Genomic DNA, 17,030 nt, shown 5'->3' with positions numbered 1-17,030 from the left:
GCCGATTCGGCCCGCAATATGCTTGAATTTATCGACGGATTATTGTATAATAGCGGAGGTAAATCGTATTTTCTGTTATCATAATATAAAGGAGTGCTATGCATGAATTATCTCGACAAGAAAACCGTGGAGGACATTGATGTTGCCGGAAAACGGGTGCTGGTCCGCTGCGACTTCAATGTCCCGTTCGATGCGGAAGGCAATATCACCGATCCGAAGCGTATTGATGAGGCGCTGAAGACCATTCGGTATTTAATCGGTCACAAGGCAAAGGTAATCCTCTGCTCCCACCTGGGCCGCCCGAAGGGCGAATTCAACATGAAATACTCCCTCGCACCTGTTGCCAAATACCTTTCCAAGGCCCTTGGTCAGGAAGTAAAGATGGCTTCCGACGTCATCGGCGACAGCGCAAAAAGCATAGCCGCCTCCTTGAAAGACGGAGAAGTGGAACTGATCGAAAACGTCCGCTTCCATAAAGAAGAAGAAAAGAACGATCCTGAATTTTCAAAACAGCTCGCCTCTCTGGCGGAAATCTACGTCAACGACGCGTTCGGCACCGCGCACAGGGCCCACGCTTCCACAGCGGGCGTAGCGGCGTACCTTCCCGCGGTCTGCGGCTACCTGATCCAGAAGGAAATCACCATCATGGGCGGCGCGCTCAGCAACCCGAAGCGTCCGTTCGTCGCCATTCTGGGCGGCGCGAAGGTTTCCGACAAAATCGGCGTAATTACAAACCTGCTTGAAAAGGTCGACACCCTCATCATCGGTGGAGGCATGGCCTACACCTTTATGAACGCGCTGGGCTACTCCATCGGCACTTCCATCTGCGAGAACGACAAGGTCGAACTGGCGAAAGACATGATGGCGAAGGCAAAAGAAAAGGGCGTTAAATTCCTGATCCCGATCGACAACGTGGTCGCCACGGAATACAAACCCGACGCCGAGCATAAGATCGTCGATTCCGACCAGATTCCGGAAGGCTGGATGGGCCTTGACATCGGGCCGAAAACCTCCGCTCTGTTCTCCGAGGCCATTCAGGGCTCCGGCACAGTCGTGTGGAACGGACCGATGGGCGTTTCCGAATGGGACAACTTCGCCGCCGGCACGGTCGCGGTTGCGAAGGCGGTCGCAAACAGCGGCGCGATTTCCATCATCGGCGGCGGCGATTCCGCGGCTGCGGTTGAAAAGCTCGGCTTTGCCGATAAGATGACCCATATTTCCACCGGCGGCGGCGCTTCCCTTGAGTTCCTAGAAGGCCTTGAGCTGCCCGGAATCGCCTGCCTGAACGACAAATAAATAAAAAACAAGCGTTTGCTTGTACGTGAAAATGCGGCAGCCTGTCTGCCGCATTTATAACAAAACAGGAAAGAATTTTAAAGGAGATATGCTTTATGAACAAAAAGCTGAGAAAAGCAGTCATCGCCGGCAACTGGAAAATGAATAAGACTCCTGCCGAGGCAACCGAACTGATCAATGAGATCAAACCCCTGGTAAAAGACGCGGACTGCGACGTGATCGCGTGCGTGCCCTATATCGACCTTTCCGCCGCGCTGGAAGCCGCGAAGGGCTCTAACATCGGCATCGGCGCGCAGAACTGCCACTGGGAAAAGAACGGCGCCTTCACCGGGGAAATTTCCGCGGACATGCTGGTTTCCACGGGAGTGCAGTACGTCATTATCGGCCACAGCGAGCGCAGGACCTATTTCGGTGAAACAGACGTCACCGTAAACAAGCGTGTCCGCGCGGCGCTGGACAGCGGCCTTTCCGTCATCCTGTGCGTGGGCGAATATCTGGAACAGCGCGAGCAGGGCATCACCGACGAGCTGGTCGCCATGCAGACCAAGATCGCTCTCGGCGGCGTCAGCAAGGACGAGCTGAAAAAGATCATTATCGCGTATGAGCCGATCTGGGCCATCGGCACCGGCAAAACGGCGACCGCAGCGCAGGCCAACGAAGTCTGCGCCGTCATCCGCGCAACCGTCGCGAAGCTGTACGGCACAGCGAGCGCCGACGAGATCACCATTCAGTACGGCGGTTCCATGAACGCCAAAAACGCTGCGGAGCTGCTCGACCAGCCCGATGTGGACGGCGGCCTGATCGGCGGCGCTTCCTTAAAGCCGGCCGACTTTGCGGAGATCGTAAAGGCTGCAAGCAGGTAAAAATACTCCGAAAGGCAGGTTGGTCAAAAACATGAAAAAACCTTTAATACTGATGATACTCGACGGTTTTGGAATTGCCGGAGAGAGCGGCAACGCGATCAAGGCGGCGCACACCCCCAACATAGACCGTCTCTTTGCAAATAACCCAATTACGCAGATCGGTGCCTCCGGCCTTGACGTCGGTCTTCCGGACGGCCAGATGGGAAACTCCGAGGTCGGCCATACCAACATCGGAGCGGGCCGCATTGTTTATCAGGAGCTGACAAGGATTACAAAATCCATTCAGGACGGCGATTTTTTTGCAAATCCCGCTTTTCTTGCCGCCGCGGACAACGCGGCGAAAAACGGCGGCGCCCTGCACCTGATCGGCCTGCTTTCCGCGGGCGGCGTGCACAGTCACAACCGGCACCTTTACGCGCTGGTCGAGCTGGCCAAAAAACGCGGCTGTAAAAAGGTCTACGTTCATGCCCTGCTGGACGGCCGCGACGTTCCCCCGGATTCCGGAAAGGGCTATGTCGCCGAATGTGCCGAAAAGCTGAAGGAAATCGGCGTGGGTGAAATCGCCACCGTGATGGGCCGCTACTACGCGATGGACCGTGACAACCGCTGGGAGCGCGTGGAAAAAGCATACGCCGCCATGGTTTACGGCGAGGGAATCCAGTGTGACGACCCGGTTCAGGCTGTTGAGGATTCCTATCAGAAAAAAGTAACCGACGAATTCGTCGTTCCCACCGTCTGCGCAAAGGACGCCGCTGTCAAAGCGAACGATTCCGTTATTTTCTTCAATTTCCGGCCCGACCGTGCCCGCGAAATCACGCGCACCTTCGTTGATCCGGACTTTCAGGGCTTTGAGCGCAAAAACGGGTTCTTCCCCCTCACCTACGTCTGCATGACGCAGTATGACGCTACCATGCCCAACGTTCTGGTCGCCTTTAAGCCCCAGTCGCTGAAAAACACCTTCGGAGAATATATTTCCGACAAGGGCATGACCCAGCTGCGGATCGCCGAAACGGAAAAATACGCCCACGTCACCTTCTTTTTCAACGGCGGCGTGGAAAAGCAGTACCCGGGTGAAGACCGTGTCCTGATCCACTCCCCCAAGGTTGCGACCTACGACCTGCAGCCCGAAATGAGCGCGTATGAGGTCACGGACGCTTTGGTGGAACGCATCAAAAGCGGAAAATACGATGTCATTATCCTGAATTTTGCCAACTGCGACATGGTGGGGCACACCGGCATTTTCAGTGCCGCCAAAGCCGCCGTGGAAGCGGTCGATACCTGCGTAGGCAGAGTGGTCCACGCCATTTCCGAAATGGGCGGCGTCGCTCTGATTACGGCCGACCATGGCAACGCCGACAAAATGTACGAAGAAGACGGTTCGCCCTTCACCGCGCATACGACAAACCCTGTCCCGTTCTGTGTGGTCGGCTATCCGTGCAAGCTTCGCTCCGGCGGAAGGCTGGCGGACATTTCCCCGACCATGCTCAAAATTCTGGATCTTCCCCAGCCGCCGGAAATGGACGGCGTCAGCATCATCGAATAATTTTGAAATGACAAAAGCTCTTTCCCTTATGGGAAGGAGCTTTTTTGTGCTTATTCGACCGTAGGAATCCCCTCCGTGCAGAAAAAGATAACAATTATGTTAACCTCGTTGCAATAGCACGGAAAAGATGATAAAATAATGGAATCCCGTAAACCAAGGGGTGACTGAACGATTGCTGAAAAGAATGACGGCAGCTTTGCTCTGCCTGACAATATTATTTTCTTTTTCCGGATGCGGAAAAAACGAACCGAAAAACGCAAATAAAAAAATCAACTATTATCTCGATTCCGAACCGAAAACGCTGGACCCTCAGATCGCATCGGACAGTGCCGCCACAGTGGCGGTCGAAGCGCTGTTTGAAGGATTGGTGCGCCTTGGTGCGGACAATCGCCCCTACCCGGGCGTTGCGGAAAAATGGGTCAGCAGCGAGAACGATACGGTATTTACCTTTACCCTGCGCAGCAGCGCCAAATGGTCGGACAAGGAAAAGACGCCCGTCACCGCGAACGATTTTGTCTATGCGTTCCGGCGCGCGCTTTCTCCGCAGACCGGATCGCCGACCTGTTCCCGCATGTTCTGCATTCAAAACGCCAGAGAAGTAAACGCCGGAACGGTTCCCGCCGACCAGCTCGGGGTGACCGCCCCGGATGCCCATACGCTGGTGGTGCGGCTCAACTATTCCTATCCCGACTTTCCCTCCATCACCGCGGCGCCCGTCTTTATGCCCTGTAACCAGAAATTTTTTGAAAGCACTTCGGGACGTTACGGCCTGGAAATAAAATATCTGATCGGAAACGGCCCCTTTGAAATAGACGGCAAGTACGGATGGTCCCACGGCCAGTACCTTAATCTTGTCCGTTCCGGCACCTATGCCGGAAAACAAAAGCCGCTGCCGTCCAATCTGAAACTCACCGTACAAAACAAGGATAACGCCATTACCGACCCGGTCGACGCGCTGAAGAGCGGCACAGTGGACGCGATCGCCGTTTCCGGCAGTCAAACCGCCGCCGCGCAGGCGCAGGGCTGCACCATCACTTCCTTTGAAGACACAACCTGGGGCCTCTGCTTTAACACGCAGTCCGAGCTGATGAAAAGCAAAAATATCCGGCGGGCTTTCATCCAGGCTTTTGACCGGGCAAAGGTGCTGCAGCACCTGCCGAAAAACATGTCCGCCGCAAACGATATCATTCCCCCGTCCACCGCCCTGCTGGGCAAGCCTTACCGCAGCCTTGCCGGCGGCGGCTCCTACTTTTTAAAGCAGGACAAAAATGCCGCGTCTCTCCTGGCCGCGGGGCTGAGCGAGCTTTCCCTTTCAGAGCTGAAAAGCGTGACCGTCATTTGTCCCGACGACGCTAACGTCAAGCTGATGCTCAACGAAATGATTGCTTCCTGGAACGTTCAGTTCCGCAATTACTTCAATATGGAGCCGCTTTCCGAAGACCAGCTCGCTTCCCGTATTCAATCGGGAGACTATCAGGTTGCACTGTGCCCTGTCCAGCCGGCCAGCGACGGCCCGCTTTCCGTTCTATCCCTGTTTAAAAGCAGCGAAAAGAACAATCCCGCCAAATGGAAAGACTCCTCTTTCGACGCCATGCTGGACAGCGCGGAGAAAAGCGGAGGAGCGGATTCCGCCGCGATTTTCGCAAATGCCGAAAAGTATTTGAATGAACAGGGCGTGTTCTATCCCCTGTACTACGAAAAGCACTACTACGCCTCCTCAAAGGGCGTGACCGGGATCGTTTTCCACCCTTACGGCGCGGGTGTGGATTTTATCCAGGCCGGAAAAGAATAATATCCCAATACAGCAAGAAAGGCTTCCGCCCATGGGCGGAAGCCTTTTTATGAAGCTGTTATCCGAAAGCAGCAAGAAACACGGAGCCAATAATCACCGCCGCACAAAGGATGGCCACCGCGCGAATCAGCAGTTTGCGCATGTCGATACGGTGCCCCGGCGTTTTATGGGTCTGCATTCCGATCTCCTCCTTTTCCTGCTGGCTTATCAATTTATTATAACAAAATCACAAAAAGAGCCGTGAACATTCTGTGAATTTTCATAGCGAGCCTCTTATCGTTCATTTCATTTTAGCGGTATCAGATGACCGGCCCGGGAAAGTCTCTCCTTTTGATCCCTCTCTGATACTCCACTTTGGCCATTCCCATGACATTTTCCCGTCCCCGCTGGTCCATGGCCCGGTAATACTCCAGCAGCAGTTTTTCCTCACTCCCGAGCGGCCCGGTCAAATCCGACCGATCGGACCGCCCAAACAGATAATCCAGTGTCACATGATAATAATCGGCAAGAATACAAAGGGATTCGTAGTTTAATTGTCTTTTTTGATTTTCGTACATACAATATGCTTCTCGTGATATATTTAAAAGGGCTGCTATGTCATTCTGAGTGAGTTTATGTTCCGTGCGAAGCTCCTTTAATCTTCGAGCAACCACTTTATCATCCCCTTACGGAAATTATACAGTTTAGGAAATTTACAAGCAATTTATGTAACAAACAGTTACTAAATTTGCCGAAACTTGTGTAAATATGTTGACTAAGTAACAAAACGTTACTATAATGATATATGGTAATTCTATTACAGGATTTTTGTTACCGGCTTGTAAGTTAGGAAAGGCGGTGAGTGAATGAGTGAGAAGATGGTAGAGTATGTTGCTGAATCATGCAATCTGTATATTTCCAATATCCGGCTGTCGGAAAACAGCGCCGTCATTTTGCCCGTGGTAGAAAACATGGACCCCAGCCTTTTTTCCGCCGAGGATTGGAGCACCAGTCTTTCTTACATTTTCATGAAACCCCTGAGTTTTCAAACACCGGCCGCTGCCAAGGACTATTATTTAAAAGAGCTCCGACAGAAATTCTCCGACGGCGGCCTTACGTAATCTGCCTGTTCTTTGACAACACCCTTTTCCACCTGAAAACAGCGTACTGAAAGCAGAACTTCCGCTTTCTTTTTTTAGTTTACATAACTATTGACATGCAAGCGGAATTGCAATAGAATAAGACTGCTTTGTGTATTACGTTTTTTGAGGTGAAATATGAACAGACAAAACCGCGACAGCCGGTCGCAGCGCAAAGGTGTTGGTTCCGGGCCGCGAAACGCGGGTAGAAGAACAAATTTTGACACCGGGGAAATCGACCGGTACCATTATGTCGACCGCGATATTTACAGCAGCAGCCAGCCCGCACGGCGGGGGAGCAAAAAACACGGCAGGAAAAAAAGCGGCCTGAAGAAATTTCTCACGGGCCTCCTTTGCCTGATTCTGATTGTATGCGCAGGCGTCTTCGTATATGGAAAATATTTGATGTCCAAGCTGGACCGGTCGGAAGAAATCAACACTTCCAAATATATTGAACAGCCCAGCGCCGCACCCACGTGGGGAGTTATTTCGGACAACCAGATCACCAACATTCTGCTGATCGGCGCCGACAAGGGAGACGACGGAAACAGCAGCCGAAGCGATACCACCATGCTGATTTCCATCGACACCAAAAACAAGACGCTTCGTCTGGTTTCCTTTCTGCGGGATTTGTATGTTGAAATTCCCACAATGAAAAAGCAGAAGCTGAACGCGGCCTACACAAAAGGCGGCGCGGCGCTTACCATGCAGACCCTGGAGAACAATTTCAGAATTAATATAGACAAGTATATTTCCGTTGACTTTGAGAATTTCGCCACCATTATCGATAAAATGGGCGGCCTTGACATTCAGATGGATCAAAAGCTCTGCGACGCGGAAAATCGGAATATGGGCAGCAACCTGAAGCCGGGGGTCAATCATCTGGACGGCCGGCTGGCCGTGTATTACGCCCGGATCCGCGAGACGGACAGCGACTTTGGCCGTACCGGCAGGCAGCGCGAGGTCATGGAGCTGATGATCAAAAAGCTGGAGGGCATGAGCCCGATCAAAATCAACAGCATGATGAACGAATTTCTGCCGCTGGTCAAGACGAACCTCACCGATTCGGAGCTGATGTATCTTGCTTCCATCGCGGGCTCCGTCTCCAACTATCCCATGAAAACCATGCATATTCCAAACCTGAACACCTATACCGAGCCCACCATTAAGGGAATCGGCGAAGTGCTTGACCCCGATCTGCCGGAGAACTGTAAGCTTCTAAGGACCTTTCTCTACGGTGAAGACGCCGGAACCGGCGAATCCGGCACTGCTCCAAATTAATCATATCATAATTCTGTCGTCTCATTGTACCGCTTCGGGATTGATTTCAATTCCGGAGCGGTATTTTTCGACAAAAATTATAATTCCGGCGGGTAAGTCCGCCATGTTTCTTTATTTTATATTCACTATTGATGAAAATAATGGTATAATATTAGAATTAATCACTTTATTTGAGAATACTATTCTCTTGGAGGCTGAAAAATGGACAAAAAAACTTTTTACATCACAACGCCTATCTATTATCCCTCGGGTAAGGCGCACATCGGGCACAGCTACTGCACCGTTGCCAGCGACGCAATCGCGCGCTACAAGCGAATGCAGGGCTACGACGTGATGTTTCTGACCGGTACGGACGAGCACGGTCAGAAAATTGAGATCAACGCCGAAAAAGAGGGTGTAACCCCCAAGGAATATGTCGATAAAATTGTCGCGGGCTTTCAGGATTTGTGGAAGCTTCTGAATATTTCCAACGACCGGTTCATCCGCACCACCGACGATTATCATGTCAGGGCGGTACAGAAAATCTTCAAAGTTCTCCATGACAAAGGGGAAATTTACAAAGGAAAATACGAGGGCTGGTACTGCACCCCTTGTGAATCCTTCTGGACGGAAACCCAACTGAAGGACGGCAAATGCCCCGACTGCGGCAGAGAAGTAAAAAGGGCCAATGAGGAAGCCTATTTTTTCCGTCTGTCCAAATACGCGGACAGGCTGTTAAAGCTCTATGAGGACCAGCCGAATTTCATTCAGCCGGAGAGCCGCAAAAACGAAATGATTAATTTTATCAAGCAGGGACTGGAGGACCTCTGTGTCTCCCGCACCAGCTTTACGTGGGGAATCCCCGTCGATTTCGACCCGAAGCACGTTGTATATGTGTGGCTGGACGCGCTGACCAACTATATCACCGCGATGGGCTACGGTTCGGACGATGATTCCGATTACCGAAAATACTGGCCCGCCGACGTGCATTTTGTCGGCAAGGAAATCGTGCGTTTCCACACCATCATCTGGCCCGCCATGCTGATGGCGCTCGACCTTCCCCTGCCCAAGCAGGTCTACGGCCACGGGTGGCTTCTGTTCGGCGACGGCAGCAAGATGAGCAAATCGAAGGGCAACGTGGTCGACCCGGTCGTCCTGTGCGACCGCTACGGCGTGGACGCCATCCGTTACTTCCTCCTGCGGGAAATCCCGTTCGGCGCGGACGGCGTATTCACCAACGAAGCGCTGATCGGCCGCATCAATTCCGACCTTGCGAATGATCTGGGCAACCTTCTCTCCCGCTCTACCGCCATGGCAGAGAAATACTTCGGCGGCAAAATCCCCGCCGAACGGGAAAGCGCCCCCATTGACGACGAGCTGATTCAAATGGCGCTCGGCCTGCGCAAGAGATGCGACGACGCGATTGCCGGCTATCAGTTCAGCAACGCGCTGACCGAAATCTGGAAGCTGATCGCCCGCACCAACAAATATATCGATGAAACCATGCCCTGGGCTTTGGGAAAGGACGAAACAAAACGTGCGCGTCTGGCCGCGGTTATTTACAATCTCTGTGAGAGCCTGCGTATCGTATCGATTCTGATTACGCCCTTCATTCCGGAAACGGCGCCGAAAATCCAGGCGCAGCTCGGTGCGAAGGCGGACGTGCTGACCTATGACGCGGCGGCGAAATGGGGGCTTCTGCCCTCCGATACCGTGATCTCCAAAGGGGAAACCTTGTTCCCGCGTATCGACGTGGACAAGGAAATCGAAGAGCTGAACAAGCTGATCCCGAACCCCGGCGAGGAAAAGAAGGAAGCCCCCGCGGAAAAGAAAATCGAGGGCATTGCCCAGATCGGCATTGACGACTTCGGAAAGGTCGAGCTGCGCGTGGGCAAAATCATCGCGTGCGAGCCGATCAAGCGCGCAAAGAAGCTGCTGAAGCTGACGATCGACGACGGAGAAGGCCAGAGGACGGTCGCTTCGGGCATTGCAAAATGGTATCAGCCGGAGGACCTGACGGGACACAGCATCATTCTGGTCGCAAACCTGAAGCCCGCCGTGCTGTGCGGCGTGGAAAGCCAGGGCATGATTCTGGCGGCGGATGCCGGAGAAGATGTTAAAGTTATTTTTGTGGACGGAATTCCCGCCGGGAGCAAAGTCCGCTGATGGATACGCTGAAGCCTATTTTCGATTCCCACGCGCATTACGACGACGCGGCTTTTGACGAGGACCGAAACGCGGTTCTGTCCGGGCTTCCCGGCCGCGGAATCTGCAACGTGATCAACTGCGGGGCGGATCTGGACTCTTCCCGCACTTCCATCCAACTGGCGGCGGACTATCCGTATATTTACGCCGCGGTGGGCATCCACCCGGAGTGTGTCAAGGATGCCCCGGAGAACTACCAGGAGCAGCTGGAAGAGCTGCTCCATCGGGACAAGGTCGTCGCGGTCGGAGAAATCGGGCTGGACTATCATTTTGAGGACAACGCGCCGAGAGACGTACAGAAAGCGGCGTTTGAAAACCAGATTCTGCTGGCGAAAAAACACCATCTGCCGATCATCGTGCATGACCGCGACGCGCACGGCGACACGATGGAGATTCTTCGCAAGCACAAGCCGTCCGGCGTGGTGCACTGCTTTTCCGGCAGTGTGGAAATGGCGATGGAGTGCGTCCGGCTCGGCATGTATATCGGCCTGGGCGGCGCGGTCACATTCAAGAACGCGCGCGTACCGGTGGAGGTGGCGGCCGCCGTTCCGCTGGAACGGATGCTGATGGAAACGGACTGCCCGTATATGGCTCCGGTCCCATTCCGCGGAAAGCGCAACGACTCCACCCTGATCGCCTATACCGCCGCGCGGATCGCTGAAATCCGGGGAATCACCGCAGAAGAGCTTTTAACGGTTACACGCGGAAACGCGGAAAACCTCTTTTCCATTCAGAAATAAGAGTTCTCCCGGCGAAAGCAAACCGGAAGTAAACAGTAAAAGACATTGCAGAAACGGATACTCTTCGGGGTATCCGTTTCTGTCTTTTCCCCCGAAGTTCATGAACCTTTTTATCAACGCCGGATTCTTAATAAAACATGCTAAAATGCCGGTAAATCCTTCATTCTACTGTCAGTCGGTTGCCTGAAATCCCGGCAGAGAGTACAATGCTGTCAAGGAGGCTTCGGATATGTACGAAATTGACAATGAAAAATTTGGAGTTTTTTTAACGCAGTTAAGGAAAGAAAAAAATCTTACACAAAAGGAATTGGCGCAAAAACTGTTTGTTTCCGATAAAGCCGTCAGTAAATGGGAACGCGGGCTGAGTATGCCGGATATCGCTCTGCTTTTTCCGTTGTCCGACCTGTTGGGAGTAACCGTGACGGAGCTGCTCAGCGGGCAGTTTATCCGGGAGCCAGAGAATCTGAATGTAAAGGAAGTGGAAAAGCTGGTGACCGGAACCATCGGACTTTCCACAAAGGAGCGGCACGAGCGCAAGGAACGGCGGAAGCGGCACATTGCCTGTTACCTTGCCTGCCTGGCGGCCGTGGCCGTGGAAACCGGCGTCCTGCTGGCACTTGGATTTACCTGTCGGGAACTGCGGGAAAACCTTGCGCTTACCGAACTCCTCTGTCTGCTGTTCGGGGCATGGTTCTGCCTGTTTGTAAAGGAAACGCTGCCCGCGTATTACGACGAAAATAAAATCAGCAGCTACAGCGACGGCATCTTTCGGATGAATCTGGCGGGAGTCCGTTTTAACAACAGCAACTGGCCGTATATCCTCCGGGCGGGGCGTGTGTGGATCCTTTCGGTCGCCGTACTGTTCCCCCTGCTGTATTTCCTGATTGTGCGGCTTTTCCCCGCCTACGTCTGGGAATCAGGCAAGCTGTTTTTCAGCCTGACCGCCTGTCTCGGTCTTTTTGTCCCGATGATCGTCGCGGGAAAGCGTTATGAATAGCCTCATGGGCTATCCGCAGAGCCATTGCGCAAAGTCCGTATTCTCGCGTGTCACAGGCAGCGCTCACCGAAAGCTTTGTTAAGAAAACACCTTCTCCTCAAAAACTGGGGAGAAGGTGTTCTGATCTGTATTCAGTTCATCCCACAAGGGAAGCCGTCAGGACGCTTTGCGGCCTTTGTTACCACTGGCGACCGGGATCGTCGGCCATCATGTTGACCGTACCGGCAGGATAAAACACAGAGTAATGATCGAGCACGGCGTTCGCGCCGTTCGCCTTGGAATCCGGGAACACCATCAGCATTTTATAGTCTTTGCTGACAACGTATCCGATGATCCTGTCGCTGCCCGAAGTCACATCGTAATCCGGCTTGCCAAAAACCTCTTCCGTTTTGGAAAGGGTGATTTCTTTCAGATGGCTGTCAAAAGACCTGACTTCAAAAAGCTGAGAGCCCTTGTTGAAGCCAAACACGAAGCCCTTCTTGGAATAGGTCGCGTAGGTTCCCTTGGCGGCGGCAATGTATTCGGATTTGTCTTCCTTGCCCCACTTTTCCTCTACATCCTCAATTACATTGGATTGAACCGCAAAGTCGCAGTTCATCACTTTTCCTTTTACCGCTGTCTCTTTCATCAGCTTGAGAAGATCTGCCTGAGCGTCAACCGGCTGAGAAGATTCCTGCGCCGAGCTTACCTCGGAGGCGACGGAGGAGGAAACAGCTTCCGAAGAGACCGGTGCGGAAGAGGCGATCTGTGAGCTGCCGGAGTTGAAATTGGAGCAGCCTGTCATTACCGCGAGCGTACACGCCGCACAGATGCAGGCCGCCAGTGTTCTTTTTACATTCAATGTCATAATCGTACTCCTTAATTTTCATAGTATGGTTACGCTGTGCCGACGGATTTTTACAAGCTCCGCCATGAACAACATACTACATCTCCACAGAAAAAATATCAAGTACTATGTGGAAGTATGTAGAAGGCTATTTTGTAAATTTTTTCTAAAATTACTTGTCACCTTTATTTTTTACCCCGATTTGCATTTTACAAATGTTTCGTGCAAAGGAACCGCCCCACTATAGAATTTATTTTATAACATAAATTATAACATATATTCAATCTAATTTCAAACATATAATATGTTTGAAAGCAGGTGAACGCATGGAAAACCGAAAAATAATTATAAAGGCCAAGGCGCCGAAGGGCGAGGACGGGTACAAAACCTTTTCCATACGCATCAGGGAGGAAACGGCTGCGGCCATTGACGAACTCTCTTCAAAAAGCGGAAGAAGCCGGAATGAACTGATCGGCATTTTTCTGGAATATGCTGTTGAGAACTGCGAAATTGTACCGGAAGAGAAGTAAAATCAGGGCGGGAGGCAATGCCTCCCGCCCTCTTCCGGTCACCGTCCTTATTCGTTTTCTCTTACTTTTATTACCAAAGCAGTGATATCGTCGTCGTGGCCGTCGGTGCGGCGGGCAATCGCCTGTGTTACGATTTCCTCCGCAAGCTCCTGCGGGATCTGGCCGTTCCATTTCTCCACCGCTTCACAGATCCAGTCGTCCCCCGCGGCGAGTGCCCCGTCGGAAAGCATAATCAGCAGATCGTCTTTTCCCAGGCTGTCCGAGGACTTGGCAAAATTGATTTCGTTCAGGATGCCGATCGGCAGGCTGGGGGCGTCGATCACCACGGCCCGCCCCGATTTGCGCAGCAAGCTGACGGGCGCGCCGGCCTTCATAAATTCAAGGCTCCCGTTGAAAAGATCGATCGCGGCCAAATCAACGGTTGCGAGCGATTCGTCGCCCGATTTCACCATCAGTGCCGAATTCACGATCTTGAGCGAGGCGTCGAACCCGATACCGGCTTTGACCAGACGGGACAGAATCCCGCAGGCCATCGCGCCGTCCACCGCCGCGCGGCCGCCCGTCCCCATTCCGTCGCTGATGATTGTGATCTGGCGGCCGTTGCCGTCGGGGAAGGTGTCCCAGCTGTCGCCGCAGAGCTGCCTGTTTCCGCAGGAGTGCTGGGCGCATCCGGTCTGCACGCGGTAAAGGGGACGCTCCGAAATCTGAAGCCTGCACTTCCCTTTCACCATGCTGATACAGGGCTGCTGGAAGCTCCGGCCGCACGCGCGCGAAATTTCGTCCGTAAGCTCGGCTTTGTTCAGGCGGACGCCGTCCAGCTGGGCGGTGATGATTTCGATCGACATGCGGTCGAAACGGTCCGTGCGGCAGCTGATGTCAATGGGCAGGATACCCGCCCCGCGCAGGACTTCCCCGACCTTCTGCGCCGCGGCGAAATCAAACTGCTCGTAAAGCTCAAGCTCCGCCGCCATATCCTCCAGCATGTTGCTGGTGGTGGTAAACTGGTCGGAAACCATGCTCCGCACCTGCTGCGCGCGGCTGTCCGCCGCGTCCCGGATCATGAATTCATTATAATTGGTGTTGACGCTGTCCATAACCACCGGCAGCCTGCTGCAGTGTGTGGCAAACTGCGTGTTAAAGTCGGCGCGCTCGATCTTCCCTTTCGCCCTGAGCTTGTCCGTCAGGTCGTTGAACGCGTTCATGCTTTCGCTGTAGTTGCGCTCCCAGCAGTAAACCTTTAACCCGCAGCTGCAGCAGACGTCGTCCATCGTTTTCTTGTACACGCCGTTGATGTCCGGCGCACACGCGGTATAAAGCTTTTTGGAGACTTCCTCCACCGACTCGGAGACGCTGCCGAGGGCCTTCGCGGCGTAATCAAGCTTCATGATAACGGAACGGCGAAGGCCGTCGGAGCGGGAGGTATCGTCGGCGTGGGAAAACATGCCGATCAGCGGCGCTCCGACCTTCTGCGGCAGCAGCATATAAAAGACAGTCGCCGCCATCACTTCGTAAAGCCCCCCGATGACGGCTTCCTGATTGCCCACCTGAAGCGAGGCGACCGCGTTGGAAAAAATAAAGGCGACTACGGACGCGAGCTGCCCGACCGGGGAAAACACGCCCGCCATCATGCCGCCGAGCGCGTAGGCGCCGGAAAGATAGTTCAGGCCCGAGGTGGAAAGGCTGAACACAATACCCGCCGAAATGCCCGCCACGCTGCCGCCGGCAACGCCGCCGTAGCGCGCGGCAAACAGGATCGCCACCACCGCCAGCACGCGCCCAAGGGAGACTGGGCCGATGCTCAGGTTGGAAAGCGACAGCAGAACCACGCCCGCCGACAGCGCCGCACAGGCGATTTCCTGCGGGTTCATGGTGCCGATGCTCCTGCCGGAAGCGATCACCTTGGACGTGCGCGCAAAGAAGTATGCCATTCCGCCGGCAAGGAGCGCTTCCGCCACATACATCGCCACGGTCGTCGAAGCGGAGCCGTTGACAAAGACGATGGCCATGCCCGTACAGAACACCGGAAGAAACGCCGTCGCGGGAGCAAAGCCCGGATGCATTTTAAGCTTGATCAGGTCATTCAGCGTCCAGCGGATTGCCGCGGCAGCCAGAACCGCCGCTATATAATGTACCGGCACAGCCGCCGGAGAAGGCAGCAGATACCCCGCTGTGCTCCCCAGCACAACGCTCCAGATTCCCGCGTACGGGAATGCCGCGACCGCCGCAACGCCGAACGGCGCGTATTTGCCGAATACCAGTCCCCGTGAACAGAGCAGCGCCACCGTGAAATAAACTACCTGCTTTGCAACAGCCTTTGTAGGGTCCAAAGCGGCCGTCGTAAAGCTGACGCGCCCCGCCTTCGCTTTTAACATTCCTATCACCGCCATACATTATTTGGTAACTTGTCCATTTTTTGCTAAAAATAATTATACTATATGTATATGGTTGCTATTGTCATAACGCGCCGTAAAAATTTGGCGTTTCCAATCGCATTATAAGTATTTTTATAAATTGTACGGTTTTTTATAGTCTTTCCCCGGTTTCTGTGGTAAAATAATCGCAAGCGATGATTTTACCCGCTTCGCCAATTTGTAAATATACCACAACGCGCGGTGCGCCTGTGGTATCATAAAAATCAATCGTAATGAGAGGGTGACAATATGGAATACCAATTTTCCGACCGCGTTTTATCGCTGAAGCCGTCGGCAATCAGGGAGATCTTTAAGTATGCCTCCGATCCAAGCGTGATATCACTCTCTGCGGGCAATCCCGCGCCCGAGGCCTTCCCGGTGAAGGAAGTAAGTGAAATCTCCGCGCGGATTCTGTCGGAGCGGCCCATTGACGCGCTGCAGTACAGCATCACCGAAGGCTACGCGCCCCTGCGCGACTACCTCTCCTCCTATATGAAAAACATACACGGTGTAGGCCGTGATTTTGACAATATTCTGATTACCAGCGGAGCCCAGCAGGTCATGGACCTGGCGACGAAATCACTCTGCAACGAGGGCGACGTGGTGCTCTGCGAAGCGCCCAGCTTTATCGGTTCGCTGAACACCTTCCGCTCCTACAACTGCCGCCTGCGCGGAATCCCGATGGAAAGCGACGGCATGGACCTGGCCGAGCTGGAAAAGGCATTGCAGGAAGAAACAAACGTCAGGTTCATTTACACCATCCCCAATTTCCAGAATCCGTCCGGCATTACCATGAGCTGGGAAAAGCGGCGGCGCCTGTACGCCCTGGCCAAAAAATACGGCGTCCTGATTCTGGAGGACAACCCTTACGGTGACCTGCGTTTCTACGGGGAACATATCGAAGCGGTCAAGTCGCTGGACGAAGAGGGGCTCGTCATTTATGCCGGTACGTTTTCAAAGGTGATTTCCCCCGGCATGCGCGTGGGCTATGCGATCGCGCCGCGGGAAATTTTACAGAAAATGATCGTCTGCAAGCAGGGTGAGGACGTACACACCAACATCTGGTCCCAGATCGTCTGCCATGAGCTGATGACGAAATACGACTTCGACGCACAGCTGAAAAGGCTGCGCGAGGTTTACCTGAAAAAATCCGCCATCGCGACGGCCGCGCTCGACAAATACCTTGCGCCTGAAGTGACCTACAATCCGATCGAGGGCGGTTTGTTCCTGTGGTGTACGCTGCCGGACGGGATCGATATGATCGACTTCTGCAGTCAGGCGGTCGGGCGCAAGGTCTGCGTCGTGCCGGGCAACGCGTTTCTGACGAATGAAAACGAACCCTGCCAGTCTTTCCGCATCAATTTTTCCACTCCCACCGACATTCAGCTGTTGAAGGGAATTCAAATTCTGGGCGGGCTTGCCCGCGATATCATCAGGAATTAATTTTGG

Annotated in this window: 14 protein-coding genes; 11 read left to right on the top strand and 3 right to left on the bottom strand. The window is 53.5% G+C overall.

Annotated elements, in window-relative coordinates; all coding sequences use genetic code 11:
- Positions 1–102 precede the first annotated feature (102 nt).
- The 4 genes from pgk (at position 103) to LY85_RS16575 (ending at position 5,494) form a co-directional block, all read left to right on the top strand.
- Positions 103–1,296, top strand: coding sequence for a phosphoglycerate kinase (pgk, locus tag LY85_RS16590; protein ID WP_141827555.1), 1,194 nt, complete (start codon positions 103–105; stop codon positions 1,294–1,296).
- Positions 1,297–1,391: 95 nt separating this feature from the next.
- Entirely contained in the window at positions 1,392–2,159 is a 768-nt protein-coding gene (gene tpiA / locus LY85_RS16585; RefSeq protein WP_141827554.1) for a triose-phosphate isomerase, read from the top strand.
- Positions 2,160–2,190: 31 nt separating this feature from the next.
- On the top strand, positions 2,191–3,702 hold the full coding sequence (gpmI, locus tag LY85_RS16580; RefSeq protein ID WP_141827553.1) for a 2,3-bisphosphoglycerate-independent phosphoglycerate mutase: 1,512 nt from the start codon (positions 2,191–2,193) through the stop codon (positions 3,700–3,702).
- A gap of 172 nt (positions 3,703–3,874) precedes the next feature.
- Entirely contained in the window at positions 3,875–5,494 is a 1,620-nt protein-coding gene (locus LY85_RS16575; protein ID WP_141827552.1) for a peptide ABC transporter substrate-binding protein, read from the top strand.
- 299 nt (positions 5,495–5,793) lie between these two features.
- Here the strand turns inward: LY85_RS16575 and LY85_RS16570 are convergent, their stop codons facing one another.
- The gene (locus tag LY85_RS16570; RefSeq protein WP_141827551.1) at positions 5,794–6,147 is read right to left on the bottom strand and encodes a helix-turn-helix transcriptional regulator; all 354 of its coding nucleotides are present in this window, start codon (positions 6,145–6,147) and stop codon (positions 5,794–5,796) included.
- Between the two features lie 192 nt (positions 6,148–6,339).
- Here LY85_RS16570 and LY85_RS16565 point away from each other — a divergent pair, with 192 nt between their 5' ends.
- The 5 genes from LY85_RS16565 (at position 6,340) to LY85_RS16545 (ending at position 11,814) form a co-directional block, all read left to right on the top strand.
- Positions 6,340–6,594, top strand: a complete 255-nt coding sequence (locus LY85_RS16565) for a hypothetical protein (protein ID WP_038323082.1) — start codon at positions 6,340–6,342, stop codon at positions 6,592–6,594.
- 156 nt (positions 6,595–6,750) lie between these two features.
- The gene (locus LY85_RS16560; protein ID WP_141827550.1) at positions 6,751–7,893 is read left to right on the top strand and encodes an LCP family protein; all 1,143 of its coding nucleotides are present in this window, start codon (positions 6,751–6,753) and stop codon (positions 7,891–7,893) included.
- A 201-nt stretch (positions 7,894–8,094) separates the two neighbouring features.
- On the top strand, positions 8,095–10,038 hold the full coding sequence (gene metG, locus LY85_RS16555; RefSeq protein ID WP_141827549.1) for a methionine--tRNA ligase: 1,944 nt from the start codon (positions 8,095–8,097) through the stop codon (positions 10,036–10,038).
- On the top strand, positions 10,038–10,817 hold the full coding sequence (locus LY85_RS16550; protein WP_141827548.1) for a TatD family hydrolase: 780 nt from the start codon (positions 10,038–10,040) through the stop codon (positions 10,815–10,817). Before metG ends, LY85_RS16550 begins: the two co-directional genes overlap by 1 nt.
- Positions 10,818–11,046: 229 nt before the next feature.
- On the top strand, positions 11,047–11,814 hold the full coding sequence (locus tag LY85_RS16545; RefSeq protein WP_141827547.1) for a helix-turn-helix transcriptional regulator: 768 nt from the start codon (positions 11,047–11,049) through the stop codon (positions 11,812–11,814).
- A 178-nt stretch (positions 11,815–11,992) separates the two neighbouring features.
- Here the strand turns inward: LY85_RS16545 and LY85_RS16540 are convergent, their stop codons facing one another.
- Entirely contained in the window at positions 11,993–12,661 is a 669-nt protein-coding gene (locus LY85_RS16540) for a YjgB family protein (RefSeq protein ID WP_141827546.1), read from the bottom strand.
- A 305-nt stretch (positions 12,662–12,966) separates the two neighbouring features.
- On the opposite strand from LY85_RS16540, the gene LY85_RS16535 reads away from it, so the two are divergent.
- Positions 12,967–13,170, top strand: coding sequence for a CopG family transcriptional regulator (locus LY85_RS16535; protein WP_038323073.1), 204 nt, complete (start codon positions 12,967–12,969; stop codon positions 13,168–13,170).
- Positions 13,171–13,217: 47 nt separating this feature from the next.
- Here LY85_RS16535 and LY85_RS16530 read toward each other — a convergent pair whose 3' ends face one another.
- Complete coding sequence (locus tag LY85_RS16530; protein ID WP_141827545.1) at positions 13,218–15,542, bottom strand: SpoIIE family protein phosphatase; 2,325 nt, start codon at positions 15,540–15,542, stop codon at positions 13,218–13,220.
- A gap of 288 nt (positions 15,543–15,830) precedes the next feature.
- Here LY85_RS16530 and LY85_RS16525 point away from each other — a divergent pair, with 288 nt between their 5' ends.
- Complete coding sequence (locus tag LY85_RS16525) at positions 15,831–17,024, top strand: PLP-dependent aminotransferase family protein (protein WP_141827544.1); 1,194 nt, start codon at positions 15,831–15,833, stop codon at positions 17,022–17,024.
- The last annotated feature ends 6 nt before the right edge of the window (positions 17,025–17,030 follow it).

The organism is Clostridium sp. KNHs216, from assembly GCF_006714885.1.
Lineage (GTDB): Bacteria > Bacillota > Clostridia > Oscillospirales > Acutalibacteraceae > Caproiciproducens.
This window is presented reverse-complemented; position numbering and strand designations above follow the sequence as displayed.